Source organism: Latilactobacillus fragifolii (assembly GCF_905332535.1).
GTDB lineage: Bacteria > Bacillota > Bacilli > Lactobacillales > Lactobacillaceae > Latilactobacillus > Latilactobacillus fragifolii.
Window position 1 is genome coordinate 383,475 of the sequence record NZ_CAJOCF010000001.1, and the last position, 19,734, is coordinate 403,208.

At 43.4% G+C, this 19,734-nt stretch carries 21 protein-coding genes; 10 read left to right on the top strand and 11 right to left on the bottom strand.

The window, feature by feature from the left end:
* Positions 1 to 41: 41 nt before the first annotated feature.
* The 5 genes from J7Q78_RS01855 to J7Q78_RS01870 form a co-directional block, all read right to left on the bottom strand.
* The gene (locus tag J7Q78_RS01855; protein ID WP_208422294.1) at positions 42 to 1,055 is read right to left on the bottom strand and encodes a lipoate--protein ligase; all 1,014 of its coding nucleotides are present in this window, start codon (positions 1,053 to 1,055) and stop codon (positions 42 to 44) included.
* Between the two features lie 142 nt (positions 1,056 to 1,197).
* Positions 1,198 to 1,491 carry a DUF2975 domain-containing protein gene (locus tag J7Q78_RS09995; RefSeq protein WP_235688028.1) on the bottom strand — a complete coding sequence of 98 codons (294 nt, stop codon included), beginning with the start codon at positions 1,489 to 1,491 and terminating at the stop codon, positions 1,198 to 1,200.
* Positions 1,457 to 1,675, bottom strand: a complete 219-nt coding sequence (locus J7Q78_RS10000; protein ID WP_235688029.1) for a hypothetical protein — start codon at positions 1,673 to 1,675, stop codon at positions 1,457 to 1,459. Before J7Q78_RS10000 ends, J7Q78_RS09995 begins: the two co-directional genes overlap by 35 nt.
* A 190-nt stretch (positions 1,676 to 1,865) precedes the next feature.
* Complete coding sequence (locus J7Q78_RS01865; RefSeq protein WP_208422295.1) at positions 1,866 to 2,642, bottom strand: ABC transporter permease; 777 nt, start codon at positions 2,640 to 2,642, stop codon at positions 1,866 to 1,868.
* A gap of 12 nt (positions 2,643 to 2,654) precedes the next feature.
* Positions 2,655 to 3,596 (bottom strand): ATP-binding cassette domain-containing protein, encoded by a 942-nt coding sequence (locus J7Q78_RS01870; protein WP_208422296.1) that lies wholly within the window; start codon positions 3,594 to 3,596, stop codon positions 2,655 to 2,657.
* A gap of 139 nt (positions 3,597 to 3,735) precedes the next feature.
* Between J7Q78_RS01870 and J7Q78_RS01875 the strand changes: the two genes are divergently transcribed.
* A complete protein-coding gene (locus J7Q78_RS01875; RefSeq protein WP_154241992.1) occupies positions 3,736 to 4,242 on the top strand; it encodes a MarR family winged helix-turn-helix transcriptional regulator in 507 nt (168 codons plus the stop codon).
* Positions 4,243 to 4,299: 57 nt separating this feature from the next.
* On the opposite strand, the gene nrdF is transcribed toward J7Q78_RS01875, so the two are convergent.
* The 5 genes from nrdF to J7Q78_RS01900 all read right to left on the bottom strand — a co-directional run bounded on the left by nrdF (position 4,300) and on the right by J7Q78_RS01900 (position 10,158).
* On the bottom strand, positions 4,300 to 5,256 hold the full coding sequence (gene nrdF / locus J7Q78_RS01880) for a class 1b ribonucleoside-diphosphate reductase subunit beta (protein WP_154241993.1): 957 nt from the start codon (positions 5,254 to 5,256) through the stop codon (positions 4,300 to 4,302).
* A gap of 137 nt (positions 5,257 to 5,393) precedes the next feature.
* Positions 5,394 to 7,565, bottom strand: coding sequence for a class 1b ribonucleoside-diphosphate reductase subunit alpha (gene nrdE, locus J7Q78_RS01885; protein WP_208422297.1), 2,172 nt, complete (start codon positions 7,563 to 7,565; stop codon positions 5,394 to 5,396).
* Between the two features lie 113 nt (positions 7,566 to 7,678).
* Complete coding sequence (gene nrdH, locus J7Q78_RS01890; protein ID WP_154241995.1) at positions 7,679 to 7,909, bottom strand: glutaredoxin-like protein NrdH; 231 nt, start codon at positions 7,907 to 7,909, stop codon at positions 7,679 to 7,681.
* Between the two features lie 324 nt (positions 7,910 to 8,233).
* Positions 8,234 to 9,691 carry a cardiolipin synthase gene (gene cls / locus J7Q78_RS01895; protein ID WP_208422298.1) on the bottom strand — a complete coding sequence of 486 codons (1,458 nt, stop codon included), beginning with the start codon at positions 9,689 to 9,691 and terminating at the stop codon, positions 8,234 to 8,236.
* Positions 9,692 to 9,762: 71 nt separating this feature from the next.
* On the bottom strand, positions 9,763 to 10,158 hold the full coding sequence (locus tag J7Q78_RS01900; protein ID WP_208422299.1) for a ribonuclease HI family protein: 396 nt from the start codon (positions 10,156 to 10,158) through the stop codon (positions 9,763 to 9,765).
* A 78-nt stretch (positions 10,159 to 10,236) separates the two neighbouring features.
* Between J7Q78_RS01900 and J7Q78_RS01905 the strand changes: the two genes are divergently transcribed.
* Positions 10,237 to 10,647: an EbsA family protein gene (locus tag J7Q78_RS01905; protein WP_208422300.1), complete on the top strand. Its 411-nt coding sequence runs from the start codon at positions 10,237 to 10,239 to the stop codon at positions 10,645 to 10,647.
* A 102-nt stretch (positions 10,648 to 10,749) separates the two neighbouring features.
* Here the strand turns inward: J7Q78_RS01905 and J7Q78_RS01910 are convergent, their stop codons facing one another.
* Positions 10,750 to 10,956, bottom strand: coding sequence for a cold-shock protein (locus J7Q78_RS01910; RefSeq protein WP_208422301.1), 207 nt, complete (start codon positions 10,954 to 10,956; stop codon positions 10,750 to 10,752).
* Positions 10,957 to 11,118: 162 nt separating this feature from the next.
* Here J7Q78_RS01910 and J7Q78_RS01915 point away from each other — a divergent pair, with 162 nt between their 5' ends.
* From J7Q78_RS01915 to J7Q78_RS01950, 8 genes are all read left to right on the top strand, one after another.
* On the top strand, positions 11,119 to 12,792 hold the full coding sequence (locus J7Q78_RS01915; RefSeq protein ID WP_208422302.1) for a formate--tetrahydrofolate ligase: 1,674 nt from the start codon (positions 11,119 to 11,121) through the stop codon (positions 12,790 to 12,792).
* A gap of 99 nt (positions 12,793 to 12,891) precedes the next feature.
* Positions 12,892 to 13,347, top strand: coding sequence for a signal peptidase II (gene lspA / locus J7Q78_RS01920; protein WP_208422303.1), 456 nt, complete (start codon positions 12,892 to 12,894; stop codon positions 13,345 to 13,347).
* Positions 13,340 to 14,245 carry an RluA family pseudouridine synthase gene (locus J7Q78_RS01925; RefSeq protein ID WP_208422304.1) on the top strand — a complete coding sequence of 302 codons (906 nt, stop codon included), beginning with the start codon at positions 13,340 to 13,342 and terminating at the stop codon, positions 14,243 to 14,245. The genes lspA and J7Q78_RS01925 overlap by 8 nt, the downstream gene beginning before the upstream one ends.
* Before the next feature lie 169 nt (positions 14,246 to 14,414).
* Complete coding sequence (pyrR, locus tag J7Q78_RS01930) at positions 14,415 to 14,957, top strand: bifunctional pyr operon transcriptional regulator/uracil phosphoribosyltransferase PyrR (RefSeq protein WP_154242003.1); 543 nt, start codon at positions 14,415 to 14,417, stop codon at positions 14,955 to 14,957.
* A 161-nt stretch (positions 14,958 to 15,118) separates the two neighbouring features.
* A complete protein-coding gene (locus J7Q78_RS01935) occupies positions 15,119 to 16,426 on the top strand; it encodes a uracil-xanthine permease family protein (RefSeq protein WP_208422305.1) in 1,308 nt (435 codons plus the stop codon).
* Complete coding sequence (locus J7Q78_RS01940) at positions 16,413 to 17,330, top strand: aspartate carbamoyltransferase catalytic subunit (RefSeq protein ID WP_208422306.1); 918 nt, start codon at positions 16,413 to 16,415, stop codon at positions 17,328 to 17,330. Before J7Q78_RS01935 ends, J7Q78_RS01940 begins: the two co-directional genes overlap by 14 nt.
* Positions 17,331 to 17,345: 15 nt before the next feature.
* Positions 17,346 to 18,632 (top strand): dihydroorotase, encoded by a 1,287-nt coding sequence (locus J7Q78_RS01945; protein ID WP_208422307.1) that lies wholly within the window; start codon positions 17,346 to 17,348, stop codon positions 18,630 to 18,632.
* An 8-nt stretch (positions 18,633 to 18,640) separates the two neighbouring features.
* A complete protein-coding gene (locus J7Q78_RS01950) occupies positions 18,641 to 19,717 on the top strand; it encodes a carbamoyl phosphate synthase small subunit (RefSeq protein WP_208422308.1) in 1,077 nt (358 codons plus the stop codon).
* The last annotated feature ends 17 nt before the right edge of the window (positions 19,718 to 19,734 follow it).

Consider the following 19,734-nt stretch of genomic DNA (forward strand, 5'->3'; position numbering starts at 1 on the left):
ATAAAAAAGAGCAGTAACCACCGATTGGTTACTGCTCTTTTTTATTGGGCTAATAATTCAATTAATTCAGTCTTTGAAATTCCAGTAAAGTAGGGTGCCGTATCAATTGGTTCAAGGGTACTTGCTAAGTGTTTGCGATCATAAACCGTACCGGCTAATTTTTCGGCCAATTCGTTGGCATCGCCGGCACCAAAGAAGTCACCGTAGAACTTCACGTTGACAATCTTACCATTTTCAATCAATAAGCGGGCATCAATCGTTCCAAAATCGAAGTGTTTGCGTTTTTGAATCGTTGATTTGGGGGACTTACCATAGACCCAGTCCCAATTGCTATAGCGATCCTTAAAAATCTGATCAATGGCTTGTTCATCTTCTGCCGTTAATCGGTATTCACAATCGGCGATTTCCGCTATGCTTGTGGCATTAAAAAGGTTTAAGAGTAAGACATCTCTAAATTCTTCAGTCGACATCTTTTGATACTCGGGATTTACGTGGTCTTTTAAGTTTGTCACCCGTTGACGAATCGATTTGATCCCCTTGGAAGCAATCTTATCAGCAGGGACGTTCAATGCTTGTGTCAAAACATCTAAGTCAACGGCCCATGAAAGGGTACCATGAGAAAACGTTTTGCCATTTTTAGTGTACATCGCGTTGCCCGAAAACTTTTTACCAGCCACTAACATATCATTACGACCCGAAACTTCAGCAGTTGTCGCGCCCATTTGATGGAGGGCATCGACGATTGGCTGTGTAAAAGATTTGAAATCCCCGAACTGTTCAGAATCAGCGTCAACCACGAAGCTAAAACAAAGGTTCCCGAGATCTTGATAAATGCCACCCCCACCAGACAACCGGCGGGTCACCATAATATTATGATCTTCAACGTATTTTTGATTGATTTCTTCATACGTATTTTGATTGCGACCGACAATAATACATGGTCGCTCAATGTAAAACAGTAGGAGTGGTTCATCGAAATCTTTTTGATTCATTAAATATTGTTCAGTTGCTAAGTTTCGGCGAATATCATTAGACTTCATCACAACGTAATACATCAGCATAAAACCCCTTTCATAATCACTACGTTTTATTATACTACATATCCCGTCAGCTTATGCACTGCAGCCCTAAAAAAGCGGCCCCCAATAAAAGGGCGCCGCAAGATTATTCATTAGCCTAGCCTAAAATAGGTCCGGCTTAGTCCTTCAAATTGACTTCAGCTTGAAGGGCGATTGCCTTTTTAAAAAGCATTTCGAGAATCTGTAGCAAGATGAAATTCGCAAGGGGCATCAAAACGAGTCCTAAGCCAAGCAACATCAACCCCGGCGCGTCTTCGCGTTGCGTAATCCGGTAGAAAAAGGGCAGCGCAAAGGGCGCCGTCAAACTCGCAACCAAGACCGCATGCCTGATTGCAAGTACATAGCGCAACGTCGGTGGTAAAAAAAATTGGTCGTGTTCAATTAAACGGCGAATTTGAGCGAATTTGAGCAAGTTTAATCAACGTAAACCAAATACTAGCCGTCACACCATAGACAGCAACCGCCAATAGCCAGGCTGTTACCGGGGATGCTAAGTGTTTAGTAGTCATAATTTGGAGCGTTACCAACAGACTTAACAAGCCAAATACGGTTGCAATGCCAAGGGACGCCATATTAAATAGCCATTTTTTTAACATTAGTCTTGTACCTCATTTTTAAAGAATCATTTGATTATAACCGATTCTTATCGAGAAACAATTATTTTCTATCACTTTTCGATAAAGCTTAAGATTTAGGGCTCATCAACATTAATGGTTGTCTTTATAGGCATAGACGCATGCATGTATAGATAAAAATTAAAGATGCCGGTTGATTTTTAGCTTAAGCTTAGTCACGCTGTTGGTACACGACGACTGTCAGTGGCATAAATAGCATGATGATTAGGCCACCACTGATAAGGACCATTGTTGCAGTCCCGTTCCAATGGCCGGTATTCAAAATAGCTCTTATCGCTGTAATGGTGGTTGTCACCGGATTAATATGCACAATTGTTTGCAGAAAAGGGGGCAATGTTTTGACTGGAATGAAGGCATTCGACAAAAATGTCAATATCAAAATAATAATCATTGATAAACTACTGATCAGTTCTGCATTTTTAACCAGCAATCCCACTAAGGCGAAAATCCAAGAAGTCGACCACCCAATAAAGACGGCCAGTAACAGTGCTAGCATAACTGCACCGCAATTAACGGTTGGCCGCCAGCCCATTAGCGCAGCTGTAAGTAGCGCCATCGCTCCAGAAAGCAACAATCGTAAGCTATCACCAAATAGTTGTCCGGCCAGCGGGGCAATTGGCGCAATCGGGAGCGTTTTAAACCGGTCAAAAATCCCATGATTAATGTCTTCTCGTAATTGTTGTCCTGAACCAGATGCGGCATTCAAAATACTCTGAACTAAAATCCCAGAAACTAACATCGGCAGGTAAGCATGGACGCTCCCAGCAATCACCCCACCAAACAAGTAACCAAATAATAAGGTGAAGATAATCGGCTGGACAACGACATCACTCACATTATCCGGATTATGCAGTGTTTTAAGTAAATTACGGTGCGTTAACGTCAAGCTATTCCGTACTGTCTGATTCGCTATTATCCTGTTGATCATTTCATCATCTCCTTAGTTTTTTCCAACCGTCATTTTTAAGAAAACGTCATCCAACGAAGGCGGCGCCAGTTGCAACTTGCTAATTGAAATGCCTGCCAGTTGCAACCGAGTTAATAGCTCAGTGACCGGGGGCCCATCAATGCCCTTAAGCGGTCCAACAATTGTTTGGCCGTTAAGCTGCACAGTTTGCTCTAAAACGGCTGCGCAAATTTTCTGAGCCTGTACGACTTGCTGAGGATTGGCAATTGTTATCTGCAACTGCTGACCACCCACTTGTTTTTTCAAGTCATTGGGCGTCCCACTGGCGATTAACGCACCGTGATCAATTAGTGCAATCCGATTTGCATATTGGTCAGCTTCTTCTAAATACTGGGTTGTTAAAAAGACTGTCGAGCCACTGTTCACCAATTTTTGAGTCGCGTGCCACATTTGGGTCCGGGTTCGTGGGTCAAGTCCAGTGGTTGGCTCATCTAGAAATAAAATCTGTGGCCGACCAACTAAACTGACAGCTAAATCTAAACGGCGCCGCATCCCACCAGAAAACGTCGCCAATGTTTGGTCTGCCGATTGGCTTAAATCAAAGTCTGTCAATAACTCATCGGCCCGAAACCGACTCGCTTTTGCACTAAGTCCGTTTAAACGCCCAAATAACCGGAGATTCTCACGAGCACTTAAGTCTTGATCGATAGCCGCTGCTTGATTGGTGACACTAAATTGATGTCGCGCTTGGCGGCTTTGGGTCACAGTATTAAAGCCATTAAGGGTAATACTACCCGCATCTGGGCGTAATAGGGTCGTCATCATTTTTAAGAGCGTTGTTTTTCCAGCGCCATTGGGGCCCAATAACGCGAATATTTCCCCTTTGTGAACAGTCAAAGACACTGCACGCACGACTTTCTTAGTACCAAATTCTTTTTGAATTGCTTGAACCACAATCACATTATCACTGCCCATCTGATTGCCTCCTTCTTTAATAATCAGGTCACCTGATTAATTTATATGATAAGGGGACCTGATTAAAATGTCAAGGGCTTGCTACTTTTAAATTTTGGAATGGTGTATACTAATAAAAAAAGCGAAGGGAAGATAATGCATGACAAACAGTGTCAAGGCCGAGTTAGTTGCTGGTAAATTAGCCGAATATGAACAACTCAGTAAGATCTACGATGATATCGTTAAACAAGCCCGCCCCCGTTTAATCGTTGAAGGCCAGGGAAAGATTCTGTTGGCCCTAGCTGATGAAGATCACTTATCACAACGTGAACTAGCAAATCGCTTGGGGATGTCGCCCCAGTCAACAAGTGAATTTGTGACTAAACTTGCTAAACGTCAACTCGTTACGTTAAGTAAGCTACCAAGTGATCGGCGGGTTAATTTGGTTAACTTAACTGAAGCCGGCCGCCATGAAATTGAGGCTGCTAATCAAGAAGTGCCGCCCTTTGTGAACGCACTAACGGAAGCAGAACTCGATCAATTAGTGCCACTGCTTAATAAGATTACGACGGCGATGTACGCTGATATTGATGCCTCTAATCCAACGTTAGGCGTTAAGTTTCATAAATTACTGGCCAAACGGTACTTAAAACAGTTTAAAAAATAGCCACAAAAAGAGCGCGTCTCACGAGTGTCAGTGAGTCGCGCTCTTTTAAATTACCATTTAATCAAAATCATAATCGCTATCTTCCATCGCTTCAACATTCCCTAAACGATAACCATTCCCAACTTGAGAGAAGAAATCGTGGTTCGCTGTTGAAGTCGACATCCCGTTTAGGATGACTGGGTTCACATCTTCAGCACTATCTGGGAAGAGGGCCCCTTGACCAAGATTCATTAAGGCCTTATTAGCGTTATATCGAAGATAAGTTAAAACTTCTTCCGTCCAGCCAGTCCCGTCATAAACTTCATAGGTATATTTTTCTTCGTTAGCATATAAGTCATATAGTAAATCATACATCCAGTTTTGCAGTTCTTCTTGTTCTGTTTTATCAAGTTCATTAAAACCAAGTTGGAACTTATAACCGATGTACGTCCCATGGACTGATTCATCACGAATAATCAACTTAATGATTTCAGCAACATTTGCCAATTTGTTATTACCCAAGTAGTAAAGTGGGGTATAGAAACCAGAATAAAAGAGGAAAGTTTCTAAGAAAACACTGGCAATTTTTTGTTGCAAGGGGGTGCCATTTTGATAGATGTCGTTAATCTTATTAGCTTTATACTGTAGGAATTCGTTAGTGTTGGTCCAGTCGAAGATTTCATCAATTTCAGCTGGGGTGTTTAACGTTGAAAAAATTGATGAATAACTCTTCGCATGCACGGATTCCATAAATTGAATATTATTCAAAACGGCTTCTTCATGTTGGGTACGAATATTAGCTTTTAAGCTGGCCATGCCATCTTGTGACTGCAAGGTATCTAAGAGGGTTAAGCCACCAAAAACGTGGCCCACAATCCATTTTTCATTGGCTGGCAAACTACGCCAGTCATCTAAGTCATTGGAAAGGGGGATGCGGGTATCTAACCAAAATTGTTCGGTTAATTTTTCCCAAGTCGCTTTATCAATTTGATCTTCAACTTGGTTCCAGTTAATTGCAATATAATTTTCTGCCATGTTTATGAACTCCTTTAGGTATGTAGACCAGCTGATGAACAGCTGGAAGAAACTGCTATTTACTTTGAAACTAACTCCTGCAAAGCATTTGCTTGTGTTTAGCATAGCTAGCGAAACACCTGCTTAGGTACGCTACTTTAGATTACACAGCTTTCACATGCGTTTGCGCCGACTTCACTTTCGTCGTCTGTGTAGGTGCGGATGTAGTAAATTGATTTAATCCCTTTATGGTGGGCGTAGTTTCTCAAGATGTTTAAATCCCGAGTGGTCATTTTATCAGTCCGGCCATTTTTCCATTCATAAAGCCCGGCTGGAATTGTTGAACGCATAAAGAGCGTCATACTCATCCCTTGGTCGACATGTTTTTGTGCTGCAGCGTAAATGTCAATCACTTTACGCATGTCAATGTCATAAGCTGATTCATAATAAGGCATTGTGTCGTTTGAAAGGCCGGGGGCAGGGTAGTAGATTGTCCCGATTTTCTTTTCTTGCCGATCTTCAATGCGATTGACAATTGGCTGTAAGCTGGCAGAAGTATCGTTGATATACGAAATTGAACCATTTGGGGCAACCGCTAAACGGTTTTGATGGTATAAACCGTCTTGCATGACGGCGGCTTTCAAGGCTTGCCAATCAGCTTTCGTGGGAATCATAATGTCTTGGAAGAGGGCTTTTACTTTGGCGGTCTTAGGGGCCCAATCTTCAGTTAAATATTGATCAAAATAACTGCCGTCAGCATACTTACTCTTTTCAAAGTTTGCAAACGTAATATTACGTTCTCTAGCAATCTTATTCGAAGCCACCAGTGTCCAGTAATTCAAGAGCATGAAGTAGTTGCTTGTAAAGTCGATGGATTCTTCTGAGCCATACATCATGTGGTTCTTAGCAAAAAAAGTATGCAGCCCCATCCCGCCTAAACCAATTGTGTGGGCCAATTCATTACCGTGCGCAACAGAAGGGACCACATCGATATCAGAATGATCTGTGACATAGGTTAAGGCACGCACCATGGCTTCAATTGAACCGCCAAAATCAGGTGAGGCCATCATATTCGGAATATTAGTTGAACCGAGGTTACAACTAATATCCGTTCCTAACACATCGTATTCCTGGCGATTGTTGATTTGGGATGGGGTTTGCACTTGCAATACCTCAGAGCAGAGATTACTCATGATAATTTTGCCATCAATTGGGTTAGCAGCATTAGCCGTGTCGACATTAATGATGTAAGGATAACCCGATTCTTGTTGCAATTTACTGATTTCATTTTCTAAATCACGGGCTTTAATTTTGGTTTTCTTAATGTTGTCGTTGGCAATTAAGTGCTCATATTCTTTGGTGATATCAACATATGAAAAAGGTACGCCATATTCTTTTTCAACACCATATGGGCTGAATAAATACATATCAGCATCGGCTTTTGCCAATTCATAGAACTTGTCAGGTACAACTAATCCTAATGAGAGGGTCTTTAAACGATATTTTTCGTCGGCATTTTCTTTTTTAGCCCCTAAAAAAGAAATTACATCTGGATGGAAAGCATTTAAGTAAACCACCCCGGCACCTTGACGTTGTCCTAATTGGTTGGAATATGAGAAAGAATCCTCCAATAACTTCATAACAGGGAGGACGCCACTAGCTGCGCCGTCGATGCCTTTGATTGGATCGCCAGCCCCCCGTAAGTTAGACAGACTAATCCCAACACCGCCGCCAATCCGTGATAATTCAAGGGCCGAGTTAATTGTGCGGCCAATTGAATTCATATCATCGGTTGTTTGGAGCAAGAAACATGAGACTAATTCCCCCCGGCGTGAGCGACCAGCATTCAAAAAAGAAGGGGTGGCCGGTTGGTAACGTTGGTGGATCATTTCGTCAGCCAGTTGCATCGCAAGGGTTTCATCACCATCAGCAAAGTAGAGGGCATTCACGAAAACACGATCTTTAAAATCTTCAAGATAAAAGCCATTGTCGTTTGTTTTTAATGCGTATTGAGCATAGAACTTGTAGGCCGCCATGAACGACTTGAAGTGGAAGTCTTGCGCTTTTAAATATTGGTCCAATTGTTCCATGAATGAAAGCGAATAGGCCTTCAAAAAGTCAGCTTCATAATAATTTTCCGCGACTAAATAATCCAACCGGTCTTGAAGGGATTTAAACGTCACCATGTTGGGTTGCACGTTTTGTTCCAAAAAGGCGGCGAGCGCTTCTTGATCCTTTTGTAATGGAATTTGACCATTCACTGGAATGTTAATTTGGTTATTCAATTCATAGTATGTTACATCTTCGGTTTTAATCTCTTTTAAAGACATTTTTGCACCACTTTCTAGTCATTTTAGCTGTTTTAGGGTTTAAAAAAAGTGAAGACCAACTCTTTAGTAATCAAGAGTCGGCCTCACCCGTTAAAACTGGGAATGCATCGCGCTTAAATCGCCAATTTTTGCAATTCCGCTGGTCTAAAACCTGAGAAGCTTTCTAAGCCATCCGCTTCTAAAACGGGAACAGCTTGGAAACCTTGTTCCTTCAAGTAATCAATATATTGTGGTTCATCATTGATATTGTGTTCAACAAAAGTAATGTTGTGCGTTTCTAAAAAGTGTTTCGTCATCCGGCATTGTGGACAGCCGTTTTTAGTATATAATGTGACATTTGCCATAATTGTTAACTCCCTTTTGTTTCGCTTATCGATAAAAATAGTATACCGTTTAGCAATCGAAGATGCAATTAATAAATACCACATATTGTAGATAAACTAAAAAATGACCACTAATTATAGTAGCCATTTACGAATATTGCTGTGACCGTCTTGGGCATCGTCCTGTTCTTAAGTTAATCACATTTGGCAGTAAAGTCAATCCCTAGTATTGAACAAATTTTTTTTAAACGTCCGTCCGACAAAGCTTAACAGAATTTAAAAAATTTTTTTAACTTGGGCTTCATTTAATATTGCCCCATCATAAGAAATAAGTTAACGAACATTCTATAAAATTGGTGAAAGTAACCGCGAAAATTTTTGTTTGAATTTCAACCAAGGCGACTGTTGGGCGATTATTTCATCCGTCAATAGGGTCGCTTTTTCCATATCCGCGCGGTAAATGGCTTCAAGTTGCGCTGCGACTTTCGGATCATAAATGAACGCATTGGCTTCAAAGTTTAACTTGAAACTGCGAATATCCATATTGGCCGAACCCACGGTACTGATGTGACCATCCATTACTACCGTCTTAGCATGTAAAAACCCATCTTCATACCGATAAATCTTAACCCCAGCTGCATGCAAGAGTTGACTATAATATTCCGTTGCCCGGTAGATGAAGGGGTGATCTGGCATGCTCGGGGTCATAATGCGAACATCCACCCCGGACATCGCAGCAGTTGTCAATGCATCAATGATACTATCGTCGGGCACGAGATAGGGCGTTTGAATCCATAAACGTTTCTTTGCGGTACTAATCATCTTCAGATAACCGAGTTTGATTTGTTCATCCAATTTATCAGGACCACTTGAGACAATTTGCATGGCTGCTGAGCCATGATTTTGGGATTGATCCACTGGGAACAGTTCTTCTGAATATGTGAGCTTAATGGCTGGTTCGACACTGGCATTCCAGTCCATCATAAAGCGCACTTGTAAGGCTAACACCGCATTGCCGGTAATCCGCATGTGTGTATCGCGCCAATGGCCAAATTTTTTACTACGACCTAGGTATTGATCACCGACATTAAAACCACCAATATACCCAATCTTACCATCAATGACGACAATCTTGCGGTGATCACGGAAGTTTAAGCGAAAATCGGTAATCGTGTGTTTTGAACTAAAGAACGTTCGCGCATGACCGCCGACCGCTTCAAGCGCATGCCACCATTTTTGCGTTGCCCCCTGTGAGCCCCAAGCATCATAGACAACGTTAACCGAAACACCTTCTTTGGCTTTTTGAATCAACAATTGTTGTAGTTCATTGCCCAATCGATCATCATAAATTGTATAATATTCAATATGAATACTTTTTTGCGCTTGTTTGATATCGGCAAAGAGGGCGTCGAACTTTGCTTGCCCGTCCGTATAAATTTTGACATGGTTATTCTTTAAAACGGGGGCATTATTAATGTTTAAAAAGAGATTCACCATTTCAGCGGCTTCACTAGAAAGCATCTTTTTAGGGAGGAGGTCGTTTTTACGATTTTCCTTGCGTTGAATATCGACTAACGCTGAAAGGCCATCATCGATTTGTGATTGACTCTGAAAAATCTTTTTCCGCGATAAGCCCCGGCCGGTAAACATATATAAAATAAAACCACCTATGGGTAGCAAAATGAGCACTAATAGCCACGCCCATGTAGCCGCAATATCGCGGGGTTGTCTTAAAATCGTAATAATTGCCAATAAGGCATTAATGAAAATAATGAATGAAATTATTTCTGTAACTAAAATCATACGTACTCCTCCAAAATTATAGCATTACTGCTATTTTACTAGACTCGAGCCCAAAGCGCTAGTTAAGCCCATCAACAGTCATTTAAATGGGTTAGCGCCTGTTGGGCCAAATGGTGGGCGCCTTGATTTTGACGATCTGGAAGCCATTGATGAATAACCATTGAATAGGGCGCTTCAAGTGCTAGAATCTGGTCAACGATTGCTTGGTAATGTTTAGCGTACCGTTTTTCTAGACTCTGGACAACGAGCTTGCTGTCAACGTTAATTTGTAATATTCCCGTGGTGAGCCCACGATTGGCTAATTGTTTTAAGCCAAGAATGACTGCCGCAAATTCTGCATCATGATTCGACTGATTCGGCAGCGGCGCTTGGAGCTGATATTGTCGCTCTGGCGTCACAATCAAAATTCCAGCCGCACTTGGGCCAGGATTGCCGCGAGTTGCTGCGTCTGTATAAAGTTTAATCATTCTTAAAATTTACCGCCTTTCACTGACAGATGCGTCAGGTTAATGGTATGATACAAAGCGTAAAAAAGGAGGGGCCCCATGCAAAAGACAACCACCGCATTCTACCAACCAAATTATGCTTACTTCGTGACAATCTGGTCTTGGATTGGCTTCATTTATATATTAGCTTTAATTGTACAACTTGAACTTATCAATTTAAACTGGCAATCGTGGGTCATAGGCGTCATCGCTGTTTGTTTAACGCTGTGGGTCATTTTCGGGTATCGCTTATCACTGTCGGCAACCACGATGACGCTCAAACGACCGGTATTTAAAGCCAAGCGAATCATCAACCGTGAAATGACGACGACCATTATTGTACAAAAACACGGTCTATTAATTAGAACGAATGAATTAGATTACCAACCTGAACAACTGCTACTTAGTCGTAAAGCCAAACAGGTATTGATCGAACACCTAAAACAAAACGATTGGCCAATTGAAGCTTAATTAAAGTAAAAAAAGGGGCCAGGACAAAAATCACTTTTGTCCTGGCCTTTTTTAGGTGTGGTCCCTTAGGCATATCGTACCCTATACCACCTTGTTATTTTTTTATTCTGTTATTTTTTGCACGTTAGCGGCCTGTAGCCCGCGGGCGCCTTCTTTAATCTCAAATAATACCGGCTCATCTTTAACCAATGATTTGTAGCCGTCGGTTTGGATTGCGGTAAAATGGACGAAAATCTCCTCATCATCTCCATAACTGATGAAGCCATACCCTTTAGCATTGCTAAACCATTTAACACTTCCTCGTTCCATCACAATCCCTCCTTAAAATGTTAATCAGTCGTTCGCGTTTATTTTACCACGCACAACACAGGGTGTCGAAGAATATCGTTCTTTTTTAAGCATCCCATCTGCCAATTCCAGACGTAATCAGCTATACTAAGTAGTAGCATAAATAAAAAGGAGCTGGGCGGTATGTCAGATATTCAAATAGCACAGGAAAATGAAGCGAAGGAGATGCAGCCAATCACCGCAGTTGCCGAACGAATTGGTTTAACAGCTGCCGATTTGGAGCAATATGGGCCATATAAAGCGAAAATTAATTTTGCAGCCCTTAACCGTTTGCAGGACCAAGACGATGGGAAACTGGTTTTAGTTACGTCAATCAACCCCACGCCAGCTGGCGAAGGCAAGTCAACCGTTACCGTTGGCCTTGGCGATGCCCTCCGGCAACTAGATCAATCAGCAGTGATTGCTTTGCGTGAACCTTCATTAGGACCCGTTATGGGGATGAAAGGGGGCGCGACTGGTGGTGGCTACGCACAAGTAGTGCCAATGGCTGACATTAACTTACATTTTACAGGGGACATGCATGCATTGACCGCTGCTGTGAATACCTTAGCAGCCTTAATCGATAACCATTTACAACAGGGCAATGCCCTCAACATTGATCCTCGCCGGATTATTTGGAAACGTGCGCTTGATATTAACGACCGCGCGTTACGCCAAGTTGTGATCGGACTCGGTGGCCCAGTACAAGGCATGCCCCGCCAAGATGGCTTTGATATTACCGTTGCCAGTGAATTAATGGCGATTCTTTGCTTAGCAACTGATATTACTGACCTAAAGCGTCGTATTAGCCAAATTGTCATTGGCTATACTTATGATCGACAACCGGTCACCGTTGGCCAACTCGAAATCACTGGTGCCATTGCAATGCTTTTGAAAGACGCACTCAAACCAAACCTCGTTCAAACCCTTGAACACACACCAGCTTTGATTCATGGGGGACCATTTGCCAACATCGCCCATGGCTGTAACAGTATTTTAGCCACGCAAACCGCTTTGAAGCTTGGAGATATCGCGATTACTGAAGCCGGTTTTGGTGCAGATTTAGGGGCTGAAAAATTCTTAGACATTAAAGTGCCACAACTCGGCAAGACTCCCGACACTATCGTGATTGTCGCCACTGTTCGAGCGTTAAAATATAACGGGGGGGTTGCCTTAGCCGATTTAACTACTGAAAATCTCGGCGCGTTGAACAAAGGGTTTAGTAACCTGGCCAAACATATTGCTAATATGCAACGTTACGGCATTCCAGTTGTCGTGGCCATCAATGAATTTACAAGCGATACCGAAGCCGAAATAACAATGCTCCAAGAAAAATGTGCTGAAATGGGGGTTAAAGCCGTTTTAACTAGTGTTTGGGCACACGGGGGTAATGGCGGGCTGGATTTAGCCCAAGCTGTCTTAGCGGCCCTCAAGCAACCCCAAAATTTCCAACCTTTATATGATCCACAAGCCACCATTGAATCGAAACTCACCACCATTGTCACTGATATCTATGGTGGTAAGGCAGTTGTCTTCGAGGGCAAAGCAATCAACCAACTCAAAGAAATCGAAAAAAATGGTTGGGACCACTTACCTGTCTGCATCGCCAAAACGCAATACTCACTTTCAGATGATCCAAAGGCCTTAGGGGCACCAACTGACTTCACCGTCCATGTGCGTGAACTGATTCCCAAACTCGGTGCAGGTTTCATCGTCGCAATGACGGGTACCGTGCTGACCATGCCCGGCCTTCCCAAAAAACCAGCCGCCCTCAATATGGACGTCACAGAAGAAGGGGTCATCAGTGGCCTATTTTAGGCGTTCTCCCAAACGTGTTTGAAACAGCTATTTTGAAAACTGATTGACAAGTCAGCCGATTTTAAGGACAATGATAGATTGTATGAATAGGAGGGACCTATGTTCATCTATATCGTTTTAGCCGCAGTCATTGTACTCGGCGACCAACTTTTAAAAAGCTGGATTGTTGCCAATCTTGCCTTTGCAGCAACCCAACCCGTTATCCCGAATGTACTGAGTTTAACGTACGTCCAAAATGATGGCGCTGCGTGGAGTATCTTGGCTGGCCAACAGTGGTTTTTCTACCTTGTCACAATTGTGGCCCTCGGGGTAATCGGCTACTTATTTTATACCTCTGATCACACTGAAAAATTTTACCGCATCGGTTTAACATTGTTGTTAGCCGGGACACTTGGTAATTTCATCGATCGGCTCCACCTCAAATACGTCGTGGATATGTTCCAAATCGAATTTATTAATTTTCCCATCTTTAACGTTGCAGATGTTGCCTTAACAGTAGGGGTCGTCTGCGTCTTTATTGCTATTTTGTTGAAAGAGAAAGTGACTCATGACTGAAACTAAACAATTAACGATTACAACTGAAACAGGCCGGATTGACAAGGCACTCACCCAATTACTACCCAATTACTCGCGCTCACAAATCCAACAATGGTTGAAAAAAGACTTGATTCAAATCAACAATCAACCTTGTAAGAGTAACCACAAAGTTGTCACTGGGGATGTCGTCACCGTGCATATCCCCGACCCAGTAACGCTCGACTTAACACCAGAAGATATTCCGCTTGATATTGTCTATGAAGATGATCAAGTCCTCGTAGTGAATAAACCGCAAGGGATGGTCGTCCATCCATCAGCGGGTCACCCTAATGGGACATTGGTCAACGCATTATTAGCCCACACACCATTGTCCGAAATTAACGGCGTCTTTCGTCCCGGCATTGTTCACCGAATTGATAAAGATACATCTGGGCTTTTAATGGTCGCAAAAACCAACGAAGCCCATGACGCTCTATCTGCTCAACTCAAAGCTAAAGAAAACTTACGTGAGTATATCGCATTGGTTCACGGTAACATTGAAGAAGATGAAGGCACCATTGATGCGCCAATCGGTCGCTCAAAAGTCGATCGTATGAAACAAGCGATTATCGAAGACGGCCGCCCAGCTGTAACGCATTTTACCGTGATGGAACGATTCGAGGATTTCACCTTAATCAAATGTCGACTAGAAACCGGTCGCACCCATCAAATCCGTGTCCATTTGGCATACATTAACCGGCCGGTCGCTGGCGATCCCGTTTATGGCCCACGGAAAACATTGTCGGGTCATGGCCAGTTCCTACATGCTGCCGTATTAGGTTTCAAGCATCCAACGACAGGTGAAATGATGCGTTTTGAAGCGCCATTACCAGCAATCTTCGCAAAAACTTTGTGTGAATTACGCAAAAATCATTGACAAGTCAACAATTCTCCGTTAAACTAGGTCTAACTTAATAGAAGCCTTTAAAAGCGGTCCCGTGAGGCCGAGAAGGTACGGTGAAAGCACCACTAGACGCGGAGTCTTTAACTGTAACCTCTCGACCTTATCGGTTTGAGAGGTTTTTTGTTTGAAAGGAGTTTTTACGATGGTCAAAGAAGTGGTCGACAGTAACACAATGAAACGCGTCTTTACCCGGATTACGTATGAAATTATCGAACAGAATAAGGGGATTTCGGATCTTGTCCTTGTCGGAATCAAAACGCGTGGTGTTTTTATTGCCCAACGGATTGCCCAACGGCTCGAACAATTAGAGGGCATCACATTGCCCGCCGGGACTTTAGATATTACGTTGTACCGCGATGATCAACATGATCTAAATACGCAAAATGAACCACAGATTAACGGTAGCGCCATTCCCGTCGATATTACGAACAAACATGTCATTCTGATTGATGATGTTCTCTACACAGGCCGGACGATTCGTGCTGCGCTTGACGCGTTAATGGATTTGGGGCGGCCAAAGAAGATTTCACTGGCGGTCTTAGTTGACCGGGGTCATCGCGAATTACCAATTCGCCCCGATTTTGTCGGTAAAAATATTCCGACCGCTCTTAACGAACAAATTCGCGTTGCAATGGAAGAAATTGATCAACACGACGGCATTACCATCGAAAAATTAACTAAATAACGACTGAACCGTTTAATTGACTCCAGAGAGAGCAAAAGGGTTTGTCTTGAACTTAGTGCGCTGAAAAAAGGGGCCTAAGTCCGTCAAGGGACACACCTACCAATCTGTTGGAGCGTGTGTCTTTTTTTTGGTTCAAAATCGTCAATATGGAGGAGCTAGTTATGACTACCCAATTTAGAAATCCCGATGCGGTCTTAGACGTTAACGAACGTCCAAGTACTGGTAAATGGATTGGTTTATCAATTCAACATATGTTTGCAATGTTCGGTTCAACCGTCTTAGTCCCAATTCTAGTCGGGTTAAATCCAGGAATTGCCTTATTCAGTTCAGGGGTCGGCACCTTAATGTATCTTTTAATCACCAAAGGGAAGATTCCCGCTTACATGGGATCGAGTTTTTCATTCATCGTCCCAATGCTCGCCTTAATGAAAACGACCGGCTATCCTGGGATTGCACAAGGCACAATGGCGGTTGGGGCAGTGTACTTAATTGTCTCAATCTTGGTCAGTTTAATTGGTTCTAACTGGATTGATAAAGCTTTACCGCCAATTGTGGTTGGGCCGATCGTGATGGTCATTGGCTTATCACTGGCCGGAACAGCTGCGAAACAAGCAACCATTAATGCGCATGGTAATTACGATTTAAAATTTTTCGCAGTCGCCTTATTAACATTATTAATCACAATTGGCTTCAATATGTATCTAAAAGGTTTCATGAGTTTAGTCCCGATTTTACTTGGGATTATTGCCGGTTACATCATCGCGGTTTTATTCGGGATTGTTGACTTTCAACCCGTCATGGCTGCGCCTTGGTTCAAGGTTCCTGACTTCCAAGTTCCATTTGTGACATACCACCCCAGCTTGTACTGGGGAGCCATCTTGAGCATGGCGCCCATTGCATTTGTCACAATGACCGAACATATGGGCCACATCATGGTTTTAAATAAACTCACAAAACGAAACTTCTTTAAAAATCCTGGTCTTCACCGCACTTTAGCAGGCGACGGGACAGCATCAATCATTGCTGCTTTTGTCGGCGGGCCGCCCGTCACAAGCTATGGTGAAAACATCGGGGTATTAGCCATCACCAAGGTCCACAGTGTCTGGGTCTTAGGGGGCGCCGCATTTTTTGCCATGTTGTTTGGTTTCATCGGCAAACTAAGTGCTTTAATCCAAAGCATCCCTGCACCCGTTATCGGCGGCATTAGCTTCTTACTCTTTGGCGTCATCGCATCAAGCGGTTTGCGTGTTTTGATCGACAAACAAGTTGACTTCGATAAAAAACGCAACTTAATGATTGGTTCATCAATCCTTGTCATCGGTATTGGCAATGCCTACTTACAATTAGGGCAATACCAATTTTCAGGTCTTGCGATTGCAACTGTTCTCGGGATTGTTTTAAACCTTGTTTTACCAGACAAAGCAAAGAGTGAACTTGAATTGGAGGCCCAACACAATGCACACTCATAAGACGCTGGTTTCCGTTGATCAACTAACCAATGATTTAGTCGCAAAGCTCATCGAGCGCGCTAGTGCTTTTAAAAAAGGCACAACCATCAAGTTAACGCGGCCAGTTTACGCGATGAACCTTTTCTTTGAAAATAGCACCCGCACCCACACAAGTTTCGAAATGGCTGAACATAAACTTGGCATGACCGTTTTAAATTTTAACGCCGAAACTAGTTCGACTTCTAAAGGCGAAACACTTAGCGATACACTCAAAACAGTCCAGGCAATTGGCGTTGATTTTGTTGCCGTCCGGCATTCACAAAATAACTACTACGATGTATTACTCGCCGATGACCAGTTGCATATGGCACTAGCGAATGCGGGTGATGGTAGCGGACAACACCCATCCCAATGTTTACTCGATTTAATGACGATTCACGAAGAGTTTGGACACTTTGCAGGATTAAAAGTCGTCATCTGTGGTGACTTGCGTCATTCACGCGTTGCGCGGTCCAATATGCAACTACTTAAACAACTCGGTGCTACACTATATTTTGCGGGACCTGAAGCCTGGTTTGCACCAGAATTCGCCCAATACGGCCAGACTGTCAAACTGGATGCTGTCTTACCAGAAGTCGATGTGGTAATGTTACTTCGAATTCAACACGAACGTTTTGCTGCCGACGAAACGCTATCGGACAGGGCATTTTATTCTAAATATGGCTTGACGCCTGACCGTGCGGCACAACTTAAGCCTAGTGCCGTCTGGTTACACCCAGCGCCCGTCAATCGCGGCGTTGAAATTGCAGATGAACTAGTCGAAGCACCCAAATCACGGATTTTTAAACAAATGACCAACGGCGTTTTCATGCGGATGGCCATCATCGAACACTTATTAGACCAACAACACCTGATTCAACACTAAGAGGGGAGCGCTGTTATGTATCGATTAATCAAAAATGGCCAAATCTTAATCGACGGGCAACTGCAAAAACGGGACATCGCCATCGATACAACTGGGCAAATCACGGCAATTGCATCAACGATTACCACAGTCCCAACCGATCCACAAGTCGTATATGACGCACAAGGTCATTTTGTTAGTGCTGGCCTAATCGACGGTCACGTCCATTTTAGAGAGCCAGGTTTTACAGCAAAAGAAACGCTCAAAACAGGAAGTGCGGCAGCTGCTCACGGTGGTTTTACCAGCGTGATTGCGATGCCTAATTTAAAGCCGGTACCTGATAACTTACCAGCTTTCAAGTCACTAGTTACACGAAACCAGTTAGAAACTAGGGTACACACGTATCAATTGGCACCGATTACCAACGACTTAACTGAGCCAACAATTATTGACATGCCCGCGTTTAAGACGGCCGGGGCCGTCGGCTTTACTAATGATGGACACGGGGTACAAACCGCACAAACAATGTACGTAGCTATGCAAGCAGCAGCCCAGATCAACCTGCCAATTGTTGCGCATGTTGAAGATGAATCACTTGTCAACGGCGGTGTCATTCATGATGGCCAAGCCGCTAAAAAACTAGGTGTTCCGGGGATTGCGAGTGTTAGTGAATCGGCGCAAGTCGCCCGTGATATTGAACTAGCCCGGGCGACCGGTGTTCATTATCATATCTGCCATATCTCAACTAAAGAAACCGTCGCCCTCGTTCGACGGGCTAAACAAGATGGGCTTAATATTACTTGTGAAGTTACACCGCATCACTTGTTACTCGATGATTCAGCGATTACCAGCGACAAGCCAATGTATAAAATGAATCCACCATTACGATCACTTGCCGATCGTCAAGCACTCTGGGCTGGCTTAATGGATGGAACAATTGATATTATCGCAACCGACCATGCACCACACACTATAAAAGAGAAACAACAGTCGTTATTGAAAGCCCCATTTGGTATAGTAGGGAGTGAAACAGCCTTTAGTTTGCTATACACCCATTTAGTGGCGCATGGTCCGTTTAGCCTCGCACAACTGACAAGCTGGCTAACCACCAAGCCCGCCAAGGTCTATAACTTCCCGCATGCAGGACGCTTAGCAGTTGGTCAACCAGCCGATCTTGCTGTTTTTGACTTAACCGACACTACCACGCTTAACACCGCCACGTTCTTATCGAAAGGCCACAATACACCATTTATTGGCGAAGCAGTTCAAGGTGGGACCTTATTAACCTTGGTCGCTGGTCAGATTGCTTATCAAAAGGAGTGAACTAAGATATGAAGCGTTACCTTATTTTAGAAGATGGCACCATCTATCCTGGGACCGGTTTTGGAGCCCCAATTATCTCGACCGGTGAAATCGTCTTTAACACCGGGATGAGTGGGTACCAAGAAACCATCACCGATCAATCATATAACGGCCAAATCATCGCATTTACATACCCTTCAATTGGTAATTACGGGGTCAATCGTGACGATTTTGAATCCATTAAACCGACTTGTAAAGGGGTTATCGTCCATGAAACGCCACGGCTAGCAAATAACTGGCGGATGAACATGAGCCTCGACGACTTTTTGAAGCAAAAGAAAATCCCCGGGATTGCCGGCATCGATACGCGGGCCCTTACACGGCGTTTACGCGATAAAGGCACCATGAAAGCCAGTATTGTCGATGCAGCCGACGATCACGCCTTTGATCAACTTAAGGCATTGGTCTTACCAAAGAACCAAGTCCAACAAGTCTCAACTGCCAAACCTTATCCGAGTCCCGCTAATGGGCGGAACATTATTGTCATTGACTTTGGCTTAAAACATAGTATCTTACGCGAACTTTCAAAACGTAACTGTAACATTACCGTCTTACCTTATAACACAACGGCAGATGAAATTCTCAGCCTTGATCCAGATGGCGTCATGTTAACCAATGGCCCTGGCGATCCAGAAGATGTCCCAGAAGCAATTAATATGATTCAAGGGATTCAAGGGAAAGTCCCGATTTTCGGAATTTGTCTCGGCCACCAACTTTTTGCACTGGCCAATGGGGCTAAGACCTATAAGATGAAGTTCGGTCACCGCGGTTTCAATCATCCGGTTCGAGAAGTCGCCACCAAACGGATTGACTTTACTTCGCAAAATCACGGATACGCTGTGGCTGCTGACTCCATCGACCCACAAAATCTACTCATTACCCACGTTGAAATTAACGATCAAACCGTCGAAGGGCTTCGTCACAGACAATATCCGGCCTTTTCTGTTCAATTCCATCCAGATGCAGCCCCTGGTCCACACGATGCCGTACATCTATTCGATGAATTTATCGATATGATCGATGACTTCAATCGTCGTCAAAAATAGTAAAAGGGGATTTAGCG

Excerpts from the sequence above, each read along its gene's own strand:
- J7Q78_RS01910 (WP_208422301.1), bottom strand. The coding sequence starts at position 10,956 with ATGGAACGAGGAAGTGTTAAATGGTTTAGCAATGCTAAAGGGTATGGC.
- J7Q78_RS01945 (WP_208422307.1), top strand. The coding sequence starts at position 17,346 with ATGTATCGATTAATCAAAAATGGCCAAATCTTAATCGACGGGCAACTG.
- cls (WP_208422298.1), bottom strand. The coding sequence starts at position 9,691 with ATGATTTTAGTTACAGAAATAATTTCATTCATTATTTTCATTAATGCC.
- J7Q78_RS01915 (WP_208422302.1), top strand. The coding sequence starts at position 11,119 with ATGTCAGATATTCAAATAGCACAGGAAAATGAAGCGAAGGAGATGCAG.
- lspA (WP_208422303.1), top strand. The coding sequence starts at position 12,892 with ATGTTCATCTATATCGTTTTAGCCGCAGTCATTGTACTCGGCGACCAA.
- J7Q78_RS10000 (WP_235688029.1), bottom strand. The coding sequence starts at position 1,675 with ATGTTAAAAAAATGGCTATTTAATATGGCGTCCCTTGGCATTGCAACC.
- J7Q78_RS01875 (WP_154241992.1), top strand. The coding sequence starts at position 3,736 with ATGACAAACAGTGTCAAGGCCGAGTTAGTTGCTGGTAAATTAGCCGAA.
- J7Q78_RS01925 (WP_208422304.1), top strand. The coding sequence starts at position 13,340 with ATGACTGAAACTAAACAATTAACGATTACAACTGAAACAGGCCGGATT.
- J7Q78_RS01905 (WP_208422300.1), top strand. The coding sequence starts at position 10,237 with ATGCAAAAGACAACCACCGCATTCTACCAACCAAATTATGCTTACTTC.
- J7Q78_RS01855 (WP_208422294.1), bottom strand. The coding sequence starts at position 1,055 with ATGTATTACGTTGTGATGAAGTCTAATGATATTCGCCGAAACTTAGCA.
- nrdH (WP_154241995.1), bottom strand. The coding sequence starts at position 7,909 with ATGGCAAATGTCACATTATATACTAAAAACGGCTGTCCACAATGCCGG.
- J7Q78_RS01900 (WP_208422299.1), bottom strand. The coding sequence starts at position 10,158 with ATGATTAAACTTTATACAGACGCAGCAACTCGCGGCAATCCTGGCCCA.
- J7Q78_RS01950 (WP_208422308.1), top strand. The coding sequence starts at position 18,641 with ATGAAGCGTTACCTTATTTTAGAAGATGGCACCATCTATCCTGGGACC.
- J7Q78_RS01865 (WP_208422295.1), bottom strand. The coding sequence starts at position 2,642 with ATGATCAACAGGATAATAGCGAATCAGACAGTACGGAATAGCTTGACG.
- J7Q78_RS01940 (WP_208422306.1), top strand. The coding sequence starts at position 16,413 with ATGCACACTCATAAGACGCTGGTTTCCGTTGATCAACTAACCAATGAT.
- nrdF (WP_154241993.1), bottom strand. The coding sequence starts at position 5,256 with ATGGCAGAAAATTATATTGCAATTAACTGGAACCAAGTTGAAGATCAA.
- nrdE (WP_208422297.1), bottom strand. The coding sequence starts at position 7,565 with ATGTCTTTAAAAGAGATTAAAACCGAAGATGTAACATACTATGAATTG.
- pyrR (WP_154242003.1), top strand. The coding sequence starts at position 14,415 with ATGGTCAAAGAAGTGGTCGACAGTAACACAATGAAACGCGTCTTTACC.
- J7Q78_RS01870 (WP_208422296.1), bottom strand. The coding sequence starts at position 3,596 with ATGGGCAGTGATAATGTGATTGTGGTTCAAGCAATTCAAAAAGAATTT.
- J7Q78_RS01935 (WP_208422305.1), top strand. The coding sequence starts at position 15,119 with ATGACTACCCAATTTAGAAATCCCGATGCGGTCTTAGACGTTAACGAA.